A 15,444-nucleotide genomic window follows, 5' to 3' on the forward strand; every position below is an offset into this window, starting at 1 on the left:
GGAGACCGAGGGATGTGCGCTGCAAAGGTGGCCGCCGTGGCAACGGGTACCGGGCGGCAGGTGATCCTCGACTCCGCGGTGGCCAACATGAACGAACGCGGCTATCATGGCACGTCCATGCGCGACATCGCCCGCGGCGCCGACATCACCGTCGCCTCGATCTACCACCACTTCGCGTCGAAGCAGGAGATCCTGCAGGACATCATGGTGCGCGCACTCCACGACGCCATCGCGATGACCCGCGGTGCCCTGCTGCGCTCGGGTGGCGCCCCCGCCGACCAGTTGCAGGCGCTGATGCGGGCGTGGGTCATGTTCCACACCACCCGGCAACTGGACGCAATGGTCGGCGCCACCGAGATACGCAGCCTCGACGACGCCGGCCGCCGGCTCGTCGTCGCCCTCCGCGACGAACAGGAGCACCTCTTCCGCGACGTCGTCGAGCGTGGTGTCGAGGAGGGCGACTTCGCGACCGAATTCCCGCGGGACGCCGTCCGCGGCATCATCAACATGGGTCAATCGGTGTGCACGTGGTGGCACGCCGACGGTCCGCTGAAGCCCGAGGAACTCGCCGAGCGCTACGCCGACCTCGCCCTGGCGATGGTGAAACCGACCGTCTGATCGCCGTGGCCGCAGCCCGGGCAGAATCGGGGTAGCGGGTGTCGCGGAAACGGAGCGTGAGATGAAGTTCGCCAGACGGCTCGACGCTCTCCAGCAGAAGTACCCGGCGATGGGCTTCCCGATCGCCGTCACGTACAAATTCCTCGACGACCAGGGTGTGTACCTCGCGGCGTTGATCGCCTACTACGGGTTCATCTCACTGTTTCCCCTCCTGCTTCTGCTCTCGACGGTGCTCGGGTTCGTGCTGTCGGGGCATCCGGAATTGCAGCAGGACATCATCGACTCGGCGCTGAGCCAGTTCCCGGTCATCGGCGCCGACCTGGCGGACCCGCACCGGATCGGCGGCGGGGTGACCGGCCTGGTGATCGGACTCGTCGGCGCCCTCTACGGTGGCCTCGGGGTGGCACTGGCCAGCCAGAACGCGATGAACACGGCGTGGTCGGTACCCCGCAACATGCGGCCCGATCCCATTCGCGGCCGGCTGCGGGGTCTGCTGCTACTCGGCACGATCGGTCTCGCCGTCCTCGGCACGGCCGCGGTGGCAGCGGTCGGCGCCGCGACGCACCTGTCCGGATCGTTCACCGTGCTTCTCATGCTCGCCGCGATCACGATCAACTCGGCGATCTTCATCCTTGCCTTTCGGCTCGCCACTGCCCGGCCGCTGTCCGTCGCCGACGTCGCGCCCGGCGCCGTCGCAGCAGCCGTGGTGTGGCAGGTGCTCCAATCGTTCGGGGCGTACTACGTGAGCAAGGTGGTGAGCACGGCGTCCGTGACGAACGGGGTGTTCGCCGTCGTGCTGGGGTTGCTGGCGTTCCTCTTCCTCGCCGCCGCGGCGATCGTGGTGTGTGTGGAGATCAACGTCGTCCGCGTCGACCGGCTGCACCCCCGGGCGCTGCTCGGGCCCTTCACGGACAAGGCCGACCTCGTGGAGGGCGACAAACGGACGTTCACCGACCAGGCGAAGGCGCAACGCGCGGTACCGCACGAGGGCATCCACGTCACGTTCGACGAAGTTTCTGCGAAGATGGACAGGCCCAGGCCGCCGTCGAAGGAGGAACGATGACCGATCCGATCTTCGATAAGTCGGAGCAACTGAAACAGGTCCAGCAGGGCATCCTTCCCGGCGAGACGATCATCGCCGTGTACGACTGCATCGGCGCGGGTACCGGCTTCCTCGGGATCACGAACCTCCGCGTCGTCATCCAGGACAAGAGCTTCGTCGGCAAGCGCACCGCGATCACGTCCATCCCGTACAAGAACATCCGCTCGGTCTCGTTCCTCAGCAACAAGTCGTGGGCCGGCCAGTTCTTCTCCTCCAGCAGCATCGCCGTCAACGTCGCCGACACCACGTACGAGGCCGACTTCCGTGGAATGGACAAGGCCCACCACGTGCACACGGTCATCCTCGAACACATCACGTGACGTAGGTCGCTCTGCTCCGGTGCGTCGCCCCAGGTCACGGCGACGCACCCACACACCGCGCCGGTGAGTGGAATCACCCCCGCGTGAATTGTCAATTCGGTTGCAGCCTCGCCCATACTGGTACGAGCCGGTGTGCCACTATCTCGGCCCGGTTCATCCTCAGGCGAGTCCATTGGACGTGCTCGCCGATCCTACGATCAGCCCGACGGGAGTCTTGCTGCCATGACGCCGCCTGCAGTTCACCTCACCGAACCTGCGGTCACCGCTCGTCCGTCTCTGCGTCCGCGGATTCCGTCACCGAGTCGGCGGGGCGCGATGCTGGCGCTTGCCCTCGGCGGGTTCGGTATCGGCACAACGGAATTCGCGTCCATGGGCCTGCTGCCCGCGATGGCCGCGGGGACCGGGGTGTCGGAGCCGGTGGCCGGGCACTTCGTCTCCGCGTACGCGCTCGGCGTCGTCGTCGGGGCGCCCACGATCGCGGCGCTGGCCGCGCGCGTCGAGCGGCGCACGCTGCTCATCGCGTTGATGGCCACGTTCGTCGTCGGCAATCTCGCTACCGCCCTCGCCCCCGGGTACGAGTCGCTGCTGGCCGCCCGGTTCCTCGCCGGGCTGCCCCACGGTGCGTACTTCGGGGTCGCAGCGTTGGTCGCCGCGCACCTAGCGGAACCGGGCAAGCGTGCCAAGGCGGTCGCGACCGTGATGATGGGTCTGTCGGTCGCGAATGTGGTCGGGGTGCCTGCGACGGCGTTCTTCGGCCAGATCCTGGGCTGGCGGTCCGCGTTCGTGCTCGTGGTGATCATCGGAATCGTGACGCTGGTGGCGCTGGCACGTCTGGTCCCGCCGCTGGCCGGGGTGCACGTGAGCAACCCGGTGGCCGAACTCGGGGCACTGAGCCGGGTGCAGGTGTGGATGACGCTGATCTTCGCGACGGTCGGGTTCGGCGGCTCGTTCGCGGTGTACACGTACATCAGTTCGACGCTCACCGACGTGTCCGGGTTGCCGCACGCGATGGTTCCGGTGGCGTTGATGCTGTTCGGTTCGGGGATGATCCTCGGTAACGTCGTGGGTGGCCGCATCGCCGACAACGCGGTGGTCCCCGGGCTGTTCGGGTGCATGATCGCCCTGATCTGCGTCCTGGCCCTGTTCATCGTCGCCGCACACAACCCGGTGACGGCGCTGATCGTGCTGTTCTTCATCGGGATGGCGGTGACGGCGATCTTCCCGGCCGTCCAGTCGCGGCTGATGGACGCGGCGGGTGACGCGAAGACCCTGGCGTCGACGCTGATCCACGGCGCGTTCAATCTCGCCAACGCGGGTGGCGCGTGGATCGGAGGCGTCGTGATCGCGGCCGGATACGGCTACACCGCCCCGGCCGCCGTTGGCGCCCTCCTCGGCGTCGCCGGACTGATCGTCCTCACGATCGCGGTCCTCCTCGACCGCCGGCGCCGGCACGAACCGGCCGCCGACGGCTGACGGTTCAGGCGTGAACCCCGGCGGCGTACCGATCCCGTAGCGTGCCCTTGACGAGTTTCCCGGTGGGGGTTCGGGGGAGGTCGTCGCTGAACACGACGTTCCGCGGTACCTTGAACCGGGCGAGCCGTCCCCGCACGTGGTCGAGGAGTTCACCGGCCAGCGCGTCGTCCCCGATCACACCCGGAACGGTCTGGACCACGGCCAGCACCGATTCCCCCATCTCCTCGTCGGGGATCCCGATCACCGCGACGTCGAGGACGGCGGGGTGTTCGGTGAGGGTGTTCTCGATCTCCTGCGGATAGATGTTGACGCCGCCGGAGATGATCATGAACGACTTCCGGTCGGTGAGGAACAGATACCCGTCCTCGTCGAGGTAGCCGACGTCGCCGGTGGTGGTCCACGTCGGGTGCTGTGGGTGCTGGGCGTCGCGGGTCTTCGCGGGGGCGTTGTGATATTCGAACGGCAGGGTGTCCCGCTCGAAGTAGAGGGTGCCGATCTCGCCCGGTGCGAGGTCGGCACCGTCGTCGCCGCAGATGTGGGCGACGCCGAGCGCGGCGCGGCCGACGGTTCCGGGCTTGCGGAGCCATTCGTCCGAATTCACGAGGGTCATGCCGTTGAGTTCGGTGGACGAGTAGTACTCCGACAGGATCGGACCCCACCACTCGATCATCTGCCGCTTCACCTCCACCGGGCACGGGGCCGCGGCGTGGACGGCGACGCGCAGGCTGGAGACGTCGTACTTCTCCCGGGTCTCGGCGGGCAACTTCAGCATGCGGACGAACATCGTGGGCACCCACTGGCTGTAGGTGACGCGGTACTGCTCGATGTACGCGAGCGCCTTCTCGGCGTCGAAGCGGTCCATCACGACGACGGTGCCGCCGAGGGCCTGCACCGACGCGCAGGTGCGGAGAGGTGCCGCGTGATACAGCGGGGCGGGTGAGAGGTAGACGGTGTCCGGCGTGACTCCCCACACCGTCGCGTTCATCCCGGTCATGGTGTCGCCGGGTTCGTGGATCTGACGTACGGGCAGTTCCGGTTTGATGCCCTTCGGGCGGCCGGTGGTGCCGGACGAATACAGCATGTCCGCCCCGCGGGGCTGGTCGGGGAGCGGGACGTCCGATTCCGCGGCGGCGGCCCGGTCGAGCGAGTTGTAGCCGGGAATGGTTCCCCCGAACGCGAGCCGGTGCTCGGTGGCCGGGGTGAGGGCGGTGAGGTCATGCGCAACCGCGTCGAGTGCGGCGTCGACGATCAACGCCTTGGCACCGCAATCCTCGACGATGTAGGCGATCTCGGGCGGTGTGAGGTGCCAGTTCGCCATCGTGAGATAGAGACCGGAACGCATTGCCGCCCAATAGATGTCGAAGATCGCGGGAGTGTTCGTGGCCAGCACCGCGACGTGATCCCCGCGGCGCAGGCCGAGGGCGTGCAGGTGGCGGGCGATGCGGACCGAGCGGGACTCGAGTTCGGCGAAGGTGACCGTCTGCCCGGTGCCGGCCATGATCACGGCCGGCTTGTCGGGTGTGGTGGCAGCATGAGCGCCGGGATACATGGTTACTCCGATTCGTGAGGGATCTCGAGGGGGGGACACTGTCCGGCCGTCAGCCGAGTTGCTCCTGCGCGACCTTGGACCGGCGGGCCACACCGGCCACCGAGATCAGTCCGATCACCGCCGCCACGATCACGAAGACGGCGGGAGAGAGGATGTTTCCGGTCTTCGCCACGAGCCAGACGGCGACGAACGGGGCGGTGCCGCCGGCGATGACGACACCGAGGTTCCAGCCCATCGCGACACCGGTGAAGCGGACGTCCTTGTCGAACAGTAGCGGCATGAGCGTGTACGAGCCGACCTGGGCTCCGATGGTGTTGACCATGATCAGCAGATAGGCGATCGCGGCGATCCACAGGCTGTGGTGCATGACGGCCATGGCGGGGTAGGTGACGATCGCGAATCCGGCGAGGCTGATCACGGTGAACCGCAACCGTCCGATGCGGTCGGCGAGGACGCCGCCGAGCGGCATCGCGAGTGCGACGACGCCGATGACGGCGGTCGCGATCCAGTACACCGGGGTGCGTTCGTAGCCGAGGCTCTTCATGAGATGGATGCTCATGTAGGTGAGGCCGATGTACGCGGTTCCGTTGCACGCCACACTGATTCCGACCGACTGCAGGAGGGCGAGCGGCTGACGCCGGAAGACGGCGACGACGGGCGCCTGGACCGGCCCGGAATCGGTGTCCTCACCGTGGGTTTCCTCGACCCGGGTGCGGGCCCACAGGCAGAGCAGCGTCAGCGGCAACGCGAGCAGGAACGGGACCCGCCATCCCCAGCTCTCGAGTTGCGCGTCGGTGGTCAACGCCGACACCGTGCCCGCGACCGCTGCGGCCATCGCGAATCCCATCGTGGATCCGAGCGGGGTGAACGCCCCGTAGGTGGCCTTGAGATGCCGCGGCGCGGATTCGGAGATGAACGTGGCCGAGCCGCCGACCTCGCCGCCTGCCGAAAATCCCTGGACCATCCGCACGACGACGAGCAGCACGGTGGCCCAGATCCCCGCTTGCGCGTGGGTGGGCAGGAATCCCATCGCCATGCTGCCGAGGCCCATGCAGACGAGCGTCGCGAGGAGGGCCTTCTTCCGCCCGAGCCGGTCGCCGATGTGCCCGAAAACGATGCCCCCGAGCGGACGCATGAGGTACGCGGTGCCGAACACGGCGAGTGCGGACAGCAGCGCGGTGGCCGGGTCGCTGCTGGGGAAGAAGAGCGGGGCCATCACGATCGCGAGGTAGCCGTACAGGCTGAAGTCGTAGTACTCGATCAGGGTGCCCACGCCGCCCGCGATCGCGGCGCGGCGCGCTCGGATGCGGTCTTCGGTCCGCCATTCGGTGGCGGCAGCAGACCCGGTCAACTGGTCCGTCATTGGTGTCCTGACCTTTCGGAGGCGGATGAGACGTGCATCACTTCTCGTGGATCATGCCAAGCGAACGATCGATTGGCAAGGTGTTCGGGTGGCGGGCCGTTCTCGGCAGTTCCGGGTATTTAGTCGCAGCATACGGAGATATTGACTTCCGACGTTCACTCGGTTGATGATGAGAACCCGCCGAACGAGCGTTTGGCTGAAGATTGAAGTACTCGAAAGGACGCAGCGGATGACGACGTCCCACGCCGAAGCGGACACCCACGAGGACCGGGAGGATTCGGCAGGCGTCGACCTCACCGCTCTCGCCCACTACCTCGACAGCGCACTCGACGGCGGTGTGCGCGGAGACCTCGCCGTCTCGCTCATCAGCGGTGGCCGATCGAACCCCACCTACCGCGTCGCCGACGCCGACCGGACATGGGTTCTGCGGCGGCCCCCGTACGGGCACGTCCTGCCCAGCGCGCACGACATGAAGCGTGAGTTCACCGTGATCAGGGGACTGGCCGGAACAGCCGTCCCGGTGCCCGACGCGGTGCTGCTGTGCGAGGACAAGAACGTGCTCGGAGCCGCGTTCTACCTCATGGAACTGGTGGACGGAACGCCCGTCGGAACGGTCGAGCAGGCGTCGGCGCTCACCCCGGACGACCGCCGCCGGCTCGGGCTCGATCTCGCCGACACCCTCGCCGCGCTGCACGGCGTCGACCCCGACGCGGTCGGGCTCGGCTCGTTCGGCCGCCCCGGCGGATACCTCGACCGTCAGCTCGACCGTTGGTCCCGGCAGTGGGAGGCCTCGCGCACCACCGATCGGCCCGAGGTGTCCGTGCTGCTCGACAAGCTGCGCCGGGCGCTGCCCACCTCGCACTTCCCGGGCATCGTCCACGGCGACGTCAAACTCGACAACGTGCTCGCGTCCCGCGACGACGCCGGGAAGATCGTCGCCGTTCTGGACTGGGAAATGGCCACGCTCGGCGACACGCTCGCCGACGTCGGGATCATGCTGAGCTTCTGGGACCAGCCCGGCGCCGTCGACAACCCGGTGACCAATGGGCTCGCCCGACTCGACGGATTCCCCACCCGTACCGAACTTCTCGACCGTTACGCCACGCGGCGCGGCATCGAGATCCCCGACATCGATTGGTACACGGTGTTCGCCGACTTCAAGATCGCCGTCATCCTCGAGGGCATCAACGCCCGGCACGCGCAGGGCGACACCGTCGGTGGGGGTTTCGACGACGTCGGCGACATGGTCGGCCCGCTGTTGCAGCGTGCACTCGACCTCGCCGCCGTGTCGCCCGTGTCCGAACTCCGCCGCTGACCGCGGCACCACCGAAGAGATTGGAGCCACGGAAGTGGATTTCGACTACAGCCCGAAAGTGCTGGAACTGCAAGCGAAGCTGACGAAGTTCATGCAGGAGCGGGTACTGCCTGCCGAGACGATCGCCGAAGAGCAACTGGCATCGAAGCCGGACCACTGGGGTGCGCCGCCGATCGTGGCCGACCTGAAGGCGGCCGCGAAGCGCGAAGGCCTGTGGAATCTCTTCCTGCCTGCGCGCGAGGGTGCCGGTCTGACGAACCTCGAATACGCGCCGCTAGCGGAACTCACCGGCTGGAGCCCGTTGATCGCACCCGAGGCGTTCAACTGCAACCCGCCGGACACCGGCAACATGGAACTGCTGCACCTGTACGGCACCGACGAACAGAAGCGGGAATGGCTCGAACCCCTGCTCGCGGGCGAGTTCCGGTCGTGCTTCTCGATGACCGAACCCGACGTCGCGAGCTCGGACGCCAACAACGTCCGCCTCGAGATCGCCGAGGACGGCGACGACTGGGTGCTGACCGGCCGCAAGTGGTGGTCCACCGCGGCCCTGCGCGACGACTGCCGGGTGGCGATGGTCATGGGCGTCACCGACCCAGGTGCCCCTGTCGGCAGCCGGCACAGCATCGTCCTCGTTCCCATGGACACCCCCGGTCTGACCATCGTCCGGTCCACGACGGTGCTCGGCTTCACCGACCGCCACGAAGGCGGGCACGGCGAGATCGTCTTCGACGAGGTCCGCGTCCCCAAGGCGAACCTGCTCGGACCGCGCGGCAAGGGCTTCGCCGTCGCGCAGGCGCGCCTCGGTCCGGGGCGCATCCATCACTGCATGCGGTTGATCGGCATGGCCGAGCGGGCGATTGCGCTGATGACCGAACGCGCCCGCACCCGGGTGGCGTTCGGCAGGCCCCTCGCCGACGAGGGTGTGGTGCAGGCGACCGTCGCGGACGCGCGGATCCACCTCGACGCCGCCCGGCTGCTGGTGCTGCGGGCCGCCTGGCGGATGGACGTCGAGGGCACGAAGGCGGCCCGTCACGACATCGCCGCCGCAAAGGTGATGGTCCCGCTCACGGTCAAGCGGGTCGTCGACGACGCGATGCAGATCTTCGGCGGCGCCGGCCTGTCGCAGGACACGATCCTGCCGGTGCTGTACGCGCAGGCCCGGTTCCTGCAGATCGCCGACGGCCCCGACCAGGTGCACCGCCGCTCCCTCGCCCGGGCCGAGTTCGCCACCACCCCGGTCCTGAAGGAAGTCCGCGGGTGAACGAGGACACCACGCGCGCCCGGCAGCAGAGCATCGGCGACATTCCGCGGCGGTCCGCGGCGCGTTTCCCGGACAAGCTCGCCGTGGTGCACCGCGACGTCCGGCTCACGTTCGCCGAATTCGACACGCTGATCGACAGGGTCGCGGCGGCCCTGCACTCCGAGGGGTTGACGCGCGGCGACCGGCTCGCGTTGTTGTCGCACAACTGCTGGCAGTACGCGGTGCTGAACTTCGCAACCGCCCGGCTCGGTGTGGTTCTCGTGCCGGTCAACTTCATGCTGACCGGCGGGGAGATCGCATACATCCTCGACGACTGCGCAGCCGACGCGTTCGTCGTCGAGGACGCCCTGGTGCCCGTTGCCGAGAAGGCGCTCGCGGAATCGAAGGGAAGCGTCCGGGTGCGGGCGACCATCCCGCTCGGCGATACGGCCACACCGGGTGGCTGGCGTTCGTTGAGGGACTGGGCGGAGGGTGAATTCGGTTCGCCGCCCGAGGTGTTCGTGGCAGACGACGACGTGGTCCGCATCATGTACACGTCGGGCACCGAATCACGGCCCAAGGGCGCGATGCTCACCAGCCGGTCGCTGATGTGGCAGTACATCAGCTGCATCGTCACCGGCGGCATGAGCAGCGACGACGTGGAGGTGCACGCGCTGCCGCTGTACCACTGCGCTCAGCTCGACAACTTCCTCAGCACCGACATCTATCTCGGCGCGACGAGCATCATCGTCGACGGGCCCGACCCGCAGGTGTTGCTCCGCACCATCGAGGCCGAGCAGGTGACCAACCTGTTCTGCCCGCCGACGGTGTGGATCTCGCTGCTGCAGTCACCCGAGTTCGCGACCACCGACCTGCGTTCGCTGCGCAAGGGCTACTACGGCGCGTCGCCGCTGCCGGTGGAGATCCTGCGCGAAATGAACCGCCGGTTGCCGGGTATCCGGTTGTGGAACTTCTACGGGCAGACGGAAATGGCGTCACTCGCGACGGCTCTCGGGCCGGAAGATCAAGAGACGCGCGGTGGTTCGGCAGGCAAACCCGCTCTCAACGTGGAGACACGCATCGTCGACGACCGGGACCTGCCGCTTCCGGCGGGCGAGGTCGGCGAGATCGTGCACCGCAGCCCGCACGCCACCGTCGGCTATCTGGGACAACCCGAGAAGACCGCGGAAGCATTCGCGGGCGGGTGGTTCCACTCCGGCGACCTCGGCTACCTCGACGAGGACGGCTACCTGTGGGTGGTCGACCGCAAGAAGGACATGATCAAGACCGGCGGGGAGAACGTCGCGACCCGGGAGGTCGAGGAAACACTCTACGAACTCGACGGCGTCGGTGAGGCCGCCGTGTTCGCGGTGCCGCACCCACGGTGGATCGAAGCGGTCGCCGCGGTCGTGGTCCCCGCCGCCGGCGTCGAACTCGACGAGAAAGACGTCGTGGAGCATTGCCGCGGACGACTCGCCGGATACAAGGTGCCCAAGTACGTGATCGTCGCCGACTCCCTCCCGAAGAACCCGAGCGGCAAGATCCTCAAACGCGTTCTCCGAGACACATTCGGTTCCATTGCCCAAGACTGAGCAGGAGACCACCATGCCCACCGATTCGAACACACAACGCGCGGGCAAGCCCCGGGCCGCGCGCGCCTCGTTCGCGGCCGCCATCTCGACCTCACTCGAGTGGTACGACTTCTTCATCTACGCGACCGCCGCCGCGCTCGTCTTCAACGCCACGTTCTTCGCGACCGACAGCCAGGTCGTCGCCGCCCTCAACTCGTTCGCCACGGTGGCGGTCGGCTTCATCGCCCGGCCGATCGGCGGCGTCCTCGCCGGGCACTTCGGCGACAAGGTGGGGCGCAAACCGGTACTCGTCGCGGCCATCGTCATGATGGCCGTCGCGACCTCGCTGATCGGCCTCGTGCCCAACACCCAGCTCGTGTGGCTCGCACCGACGATCCTCGTGACCCTGCGGATCTGCCAGGGCCTCGCCGTCGGAGCGCAATGGGGCGGTGCCGTCCTCCTCGCCACCGAGAACGCCCCCGCCGGACGTCGCGGGTTCTACGGCAGCTTCGCGCAGCTCGGCGTGCCCATCGGCGTCGTGCTCGGAAACGTCGTCTTCCTGGTCATCACAGCGGTATTCGACTCCGAGTCGTTCCTCGCGTGGGCGTGGCGCATCCCGTTCTGGATCAGCCTCGTGATGCTTCCGGTCGCCTTCGTCATCCACCGCTACCTGGAGGAGACACCCGAGTTCCAGGAACTGTCGAAGAAGCTCGCCGAAGCTCCGGTCGCGCGGAAGTCGCCGATCCTGCAGGTGCTGCGCAACAATCCCGGCACCGTGCTCACCGCGGCCGGCGCGAACGCCATCGGCGTCATCTTCTTCTACACGATGATCACAGGGTCCGTGCAGTTCGCCACCACGTACCTCGGGATCGAACGCTCAACTGTGCTCGGCTTCATCCTCGCCGCCTGCGTTCTGATGATTCCGCTGGTCCCGCTGGCCGGATACCTCTCCGACATCTACGGCCGGAAGCTGATCTTCGGAATCGGCACCGCCGGGATGCTGCTGTGGGGAATCCCCATGTGGCTCATGATCGGACACTCGAGCCAGGGCACGCTGTGGCCGTTCGCGCTCGCCGTCTTCGGCGCCGTGATCGTCATGTCGTTCCAGACCGGAACGCAGGGAACGCTGTTCGCGGAACTGTTCCCGCCCGAGATCCGATTCTCCGGTGCCTCCCTCGGTTACCAGATCTCCGCCATCATCGGCGGCTTCTCACCGATGGTCATGGTGCTGCTCATCAACGGCGACGCGTCCAACGCCTGGCGCGTCGGCGCGTTCCTCGCCGGCGCCGGGGCGGTCGGGTTGCTCTGCCTCGTCACGATCGTCCGCAAGTACTCGAAGCCCGGCATCCAGCAGGCGGCCCGCCAGTCCACCGTGGCGGTGTGAGGCGACGTGAGTGGCAAAGTGTGCTGGCGCACGCTTTGCCCTCACCTGGGGATCAGCGGGACAGCCGGCGCTGCCTCGCGTTGGCGGCGCCGACGAGCGCGCGCAGTGCCTGCGGCGCCCGCTTCGCGGTGCGCAGGATGGCCTGGTCGATCATCCCCAGCTTCGGCGCGAGTCGCGGAACGGTCCGGGGCGCGTGGTCCGCGTCGGTGAGGGAGTAGAGGGGCCAGCGGTCGGGCACGCCCTTGAGGTCGTGTTCCCCGGCGTCGGCGAACCGCAGTCCCGACCCCACCACGAGATCGCGCACGGTACGTGACACCAGCACTTCCCCGGCGCGGGCCGTCGCTCCGATGCGCGCGCCGATGTGGACGGTCATCCCGCTGACGTCGGGACCGTTGCGCTCGACCTGCCCCGTGTGGATGCCGGCCCGCACCTCGAGTCCGAGTTCGGCGGCGCCGTCGACGACCGCCCGCGCGCACCGGACCGCGGACGCGGGACCGTCGAAGATGCTGAAGGTGCCGTCGCCGGCGACGTTGAGGAGGCGACCACCTGCCTTCTCGACCTCGTCGCGGACCTGCCACTCGTGCGCGGCCCGGAGGTCGCGGTAGGCGGCGTCGCCGATCCGCGCGAGCACCTCGGTGGACCCGACGACGTCCGTGAACAGTACGGAGGCCAGGTATCGGCCGGCGTCGGATGCCGGGTGCCCACCGGTGGCCAACTGCTCGACGTGGTCGATGATCGGCTTCCACGCCTCCCCGAGCGACGCGCCGGGAGGCGACGGCGGCAACAGGTGGAAACTGCCGCCCGGGATGCGGTCCGCGACGTACTGCGCGGCGGCCACCGGCACCGGACTACCGGGGACCAGTATCGCCCGCGCCGGGCATTGGATGGACGGCAACGTGTCGGAGTAGTCGAGCCGGAAGATCCACTCCAGGTGGGCCTGTGCGACCGCAGGTGTCGCGGAACTGCGTTCGAGCATCGCCATCAGCCGACGGTTGAACGCCGAGTCCTCCCGGGGATCCCACAGGGGTACCGTGCCGCCCGACCCCCAGTTCCGCGCGGCCGCTCGCCACCCGTCGACGAAGTTGTCGCGTTCGGCGTCGCTCCAGCCGGAGGGATCGTGGTCACCGCCCAGGAGGCGTTCTGCGAACGGCTGGATCAGGACGACGCCGGTGACCCGTTCCGGTGAGCGGGCGGCGACGAGTGCGACGGCACCGCTCCCGCTGGCCACCCCGACCAGCACGGCCTGCCGCATCCCAACCTCGTCCATGATCGCGACGATGTCGTCGGCCTGCTGCTCGAGTGTCGGCAGATGTTCGACCGGGTCGGACAACCCCAGCCCCCGCTGCTGGAAGTACACCGTGCGGGCAAACGTGCTGCCCCGTTCCATCAGGTAGTGGATCTGCGGGTCCGTCCACATGAGGTCGAGGTGCATGTTGATCTCGAACAGCCACACCACGTCGCGTTCACCCGCGCCCACCACCTGGTATGCCAGCGCATGTCCGTCCCGCTGCACGTAGCGGACTGCCGGTGGGTCCATTTTCCCAGCGTAAACGCATGTGAGTGGCAAAGTGGGCGTCCGCACACATTGCCACTCACCTGGGGATGGTGCCCAACTCGCGGGCCCTGGCGATTGCGGAGGTCCGGGACTTGACGCCGAGTTTGCCGAAGATGTGGACGAGATGGGACTTCACGGTCGTCTCGGAGAGAAAGAGTTCCTTACCGATCTCCCGATTGGATCGCCCGGCAGCCACCAACGTCAGAACCTGGATCTCCCGTGGGCTGAGGCTGGTGGCAGGTCGGCGTACACGCGTCATCAGTTTCGACGCCACGGCGGGGGAGAGGACGCTGTCGCCGGCCGACGCCGCGCGAACGGCGGCGAGGAGTTCGGGCGGGGGAGTGTCCTTCAGGAGATACCCCGCGGCGCCGGCCGCGACCGCGTCGAGGATGTCGGCGTCCGTGTCGTAGTTGGTGACGACCAGCACGTGCGGTGGGTTCGGCAGAGACCGCAGGTTCCGGGTGGCGTCCACGCCCGAGGTGCCGGCGCCGAACCGGAGGTCCATGAGCACGAGGTCGACCGGAGTCGTCGCGCACAACGCCACGGCGGTGTCGGCGGTGGCAGCCTCGCCGACCACCTCGATGTCGTCCTCGTGCTCGAGGAGGGCGCGCAGGCCCGCGCGAACGATCGCGTGGTCGTCGGCGAGCAGTAGTCGGATCATGCGCCGACCTCGAGCGGGAAGGACACCGCGACCGCGGTCAGTCCTGGTTCCGACTCGACCGACATCGACCCGTCGAGCAGCTCGACGCGACGGCGAATCGAATTCAGCCCGAACGCTTTCGACGGTTCACGGTCGAGGAGTTCGGCATCGAAGCCGATGCCGTCGTCGACGACGTCCAACCGGACCGCGTCCTCGTAGTAGGTGAGAGTGACCGCCATCCGGGATGAATGCGCGTGCCGGACCACGTTCGACACCGCACCCTGTGCAATCCGCACCAACGCCGCCTCGACGGGCATCGGCAACCGCACCGGCTCCCCCTCGACCACGGCAATGGTGTCGAACGTGTCGCTCCTCGCCTGCGTGCAGATCCGCGCGAGCGCGTCCGCGAGTGACTGCCCGTCGAGGACGGCGGGTGTGAGATCACCGATGAGCTGCCGGGTTTCGGCGAGGCTGTCGGCGGCCGTCTCCCGCGCCAATCGGATACGGTCCCGGGCGGGGTGGTCGGGGGCCGCGCGCTCGGCGGCGTGGAGCAGCATCTGAATGCTCGACAGATCCTGCGCGACGGTGTCGTGGATCTCGCGTGCGAGCCGCTCACGTTCGGCCAGGGAGCCGGCGGCACGTTCCTGCTCGGCGAGTTCGGCTCGGGTTCGGGTCAATTCGCCGATGAGGCGATCGCGTTCGACGGCCTCCCTGTACAACGCCCGGTAGCCGAGGCCGATCGCCACCGCGACGCACGCACCGATCACCGGACCGACGACACCCGCGACGCTCCAGCCGCGGTGCATTCCGGTACCCACGACCGCCACGACGGTCGCGGCTGCGACCGCAAGGACTCCCCAGCGTCGCGGCAGCAGATGCAGGTACAGGAAGAACAGCCCGAACGCGAGATAGGCGGCGTCGGGGGCGAGGACCATCAGCGCCACCCACAGTGCCGTCAGCGCTGCGAGCCACCACGTCCCGCGCAGCCGACGCGTCGCTCCCACCGCGTACACCGCGAGGAACGCCACCGACAGCACCACGATCGCCGGTGCCTGCGGTGCGTCCGGAAGGACGGCGCGCAAGATCACGACTGCAGTGAGCGCCGCGATCAGCGCATGCAGTCCCAATTGGAGTCCCGCGAACACGGGTGTGAGAGGGGAGCGGTGCACCCCGCCCAGCTTATCGACGCGAGCGAACCCGGCATCCATCGAAAGTCGGAACGCGCACCCGACCTTCGACCACCGAGAATTCCACCCCACGTGCGATGGAACCGTGTCGTGCCCGGGGCACGGTGAGTTCGGAGGCCGTGAG

At 68.1% G+C, this 15,444-nt stretch carries 13 protein-coding genes; 8 read left to right on the plus strand and 5 right to left on the minus strand.

What is annotated here, in order from left to right; translation table 11 throughout:
• Positions 1 to 12 precede the first annotated feature (12 nt).
• From RHA1_RS19210 to RHA1_RS19225, 4 genes are all read left to right on the plus strand, one after another.
• Complete coding sequence (locus tag RHA1_RS19210) at positions 13 to 618, plus strand: TetR/AcrR family transcriptional regulator (protein WP_011596490.1); 606 nt, start codon at positions 13 to 15, stop codon at positions 616 to 618.
• Between the two features lie 61 nt (positions 619 to 679).
• A complete protein-coding gene (locus RHA1_RS19215) occupies positions 680 to 1,681 on the plus strand; it encodes a YihY/virulence factor BrkB family protein (RefSeq protein WP_009477039.1) in 1,002 nt (333 codons plus the stop codon).
• A complete protein-coding gene (locus RHA1_RS19220; RefSeq protein ID WP_009477040.1) occupies positions 1,678 to 2,040 on the plus strand; it encodes a PH domain-containing protein in 363 nt (120 codons plus the stop codon). Before RHA1_RS19215 ends, RHA1_RS19220 begins: the two co-directional genes overlap by 4 nt.
• Positions 2,041 to 2,262: 222 nt before the next feature.
• Positions 2,263 to 3,513, plus strand: a complete 1,251-nt coding sequence (locus tag RHA1_RS19225) for an MFS transporter (protein WP_011596491.1) — start codon at positions 2,263 to 2,265, stop codon at positions 3,511 to 3,513.
• A gap of 4 nt (positions 3,514 to 3,517) precedes the next feature.
• On the opposite strand, the gene RHA1_RS19230 is transcribed toward RHA1_RS19225, so the two are convergent.
• Together RHA1_RS19230 and RHA1_RS19235 are read right to left on the minus strand one after the other, a co-directional pair.
• Entirely contained in the window at positions 3,518 to 5,062 is a 1,545-nt protein-coding gene (locus RHA1_RS19230) for an acyl-CoA synthetase (RefSeq protein ID WP_011596492.1), read from the minus strand.
• A 49-nt stretch (positions 5,063 to 5,111) separates the two neighbouring features.
• Positions 5,112 to 6,425, minus strand: coding sequence for an MFS transporter (locus RHA1_RS19235; protein ID WP_011596493.1), 1,314 nt, complete (start codon positions 6,423 to 6,425; stop codon positions 5,112 to 5,114).
• 229 nt (positions 6,426 to 6,654) lie between these two features.
• On the opposite strand from RHA1_RS19235, the gene RHA1_RS19240 reads away from it, so the two are divergent.
• From RHA1_RS19240 to RHA1_RS19255, 4 genes are read left to right on the plus strand one after another with little or no spacing between them, the layout of a single operon-like run.
• Positions 6,655 to 7,740 (plus strand): phosphotransferase family protein, encoded by a 1,086-nt coding sequence (locus RHA1_RS19240; RefSeq protein WP_011596494.1) that lies wholly within the window; start codon positions 6,655 to 6,657, stop codon positions 7,738 to 7,740.
• A 34-nt stretch (positions 7,741 to 7,774) separates the two neighbouring features.
• Positions 7,775 to 9,004, plus strand: coding sequence for an acyl-CoA dehydrogenase family protein (locus RHA1_RS19245; protein ID WP_011596495.1), 1,230 nt, complete (start codon positions 7,775 to 7,777; stop codon positions 9,002 to 9,004).
• Entirely contained in the window at positions 9,001 to 10,575 is a 1,575-nt protein-coding gene (locus RHA1_RS19250) for an acyl-CoA synthetase (protein ID WP_011596496.1), read from the plus strand. Before RHA1_RS19245 ends, RHA1_RS19250 begins: the two co-directional genes overlap by 4 nt.
• Positions 10,576 to 10,588: 13 nt before the next feature.
• A complete protein-coding gene (locus tag RHA1_RS19255; RefSeq protein WP_009477048.1) occupies positions 10,589 to 11,938 on the plus strand; it encodes an MFS transporter in 1,350 nt (449 codons plus the stop codon).
• Between the two features lie 52 nt (positions 11,939 to 11,990).
• Here RHA1_RS19255 and RHA1_RS19260 read toward each other — a convergent pair whose 3' ends face one another.
• Genes RHA1_RS19260 through RHA1_RS19270 form a run of 3 tightly spaced genes read right to left on the minus strand, consistent with a single transcriptional unit; the run spans position 11,991 to position 15,341 of the window.
• Positions 11,991 to 13,475 carry an adenylate/guanylate cyclase domain-containing protein gene (locus tag RHA1_RS19260; protein WP_050787332.1) on the minus strand — a complete coding sequence of 495 codons (1,485 nt, stop codon included), beginning with the start codon at positions 13,473 to 13,475 and terminating at the stop codon, positions 11,991 to 11,993.
• Positions 13,476 to 13,530: 55 nt separating this feature from the next.
• Entirely contained in the window at positions 13,531 to 14,154 is a 624-nt protein-coding gene (locus RHA1_RS19265; protein ID WP_009477056.1) for a response regulator, read from the minus strand.
• Positions 14,151 to 15,341 carry a sensor histidine kinase gene (locus RHA1_RS19270; RefSeq protein ID WP_041811713.1) on the minus strand — a complete coding sequence of 397 codons (1,191 nt, stop codon included), beginning with the start codon at positions 15,339 to 15,341 and terminating at the stop codon, positions 14,151 to 14,153. Before RHA1_RS19270 ends, RHA1_RS19265 begins: the two co-directional genes overlap by 4 nt.
• Positions 15,342 to 15,444: the final 103 nt, after the last annotated feature.

The organism is Rhodococcus jostii RHA1, assembly GCF_000014565.1.
Lineage (GTDB): Bacteria > Actinomycetota > Actinomycetes > Mycobacteriales > Mycobacteriaceae > Rhodococcus_F > Rhodococcus_F jostii_A.

What these genes read in the sequence shown, in the direction of transcription:
- RHA1_RS19265 (WP_009477056.1), bottom strand. Translation starts at nt 14,154, where the DNA reads ATGATCCGACTACTGCTCGCCGACGACCACGCGATCGTTCGCGCGGGC.
- RHA1_RS19210 (WP_011596490.1), top strand. Translation starts at nt 13, where the DNA reads ATGTGCGCTGCAAAGGTGGCCGCCGTGGCAACGGGTACCGGGCGGCAG.
- RHA1_RS19215 (WP_009477039.1), top strand. Translation starts at nt 680, where the DNA reads ATGAAGTTCGCCAGACGGCTCGACGCTCTCCAGCAGAAGTACCCGGCG.
- RHA1_RS19230 (WP_011596492.1), bottom strand. Translation starts at nt 5,062, where the DNA reads ATGTATCCCGGCGCTCATGCTGCCACCACACCCGACAAGCCGGCCGTG.
- RHA1_RS19240 (WP_011596494.1), top strand. Translation starts at nt 6,655, where the DNA reads ATGACGACGTCCCACGCCGAAGCGGACACCCACGAGGACCGGGAGGAT.
- RHA1_RS19220 (WP_009477040.1), top strand. Translation starts at nt 1,678, where the DNA reads ATGACCGATCCGATCTTCGATAAGTCGGAGCAACTGAAACAGGTCCAG.
- RHA1_RS19225 (WP_011596491.1), top strand. Translation starts at nt 2,263, where the DNA reads ATGACGCCGCCTGCAGTTCACCTCACCGAACCTGCGGTCACCGCTCGT.
- RHA1_RS19255 (WP_009477048.1), top strand. Translation starts at nt 10,589, where the DNA reads ATGCCCACCGATTCGAACACACAACGCGCGGGCAAGCCCCGGGCCGCG.
- RHA1_RS19270 (WP_041811713.1), bottom strand. Translation starts at nt 15,341, where the DNA reads ATGGATGCCGGGTTCGCTCGCGTCGATAAGCTGGGCGGGGTGCACCGC.
- RHA1_RS19260 (WP_050787332.1), bottom strand. Translation starts at nt 13,475, where the DNA reads ATGGACCCACCGGCAGTCCGCTACGTGCAGCGGGACGGACATGCGCTG.
- RHA1_RS19235 (WP_011596493.1), bottom strand. Translation starts at nt 6,425, where the DNA reads ATGACGGACCAGTTGACCGGGTCTGCTGCCGCCACCGAATGGCGGACC.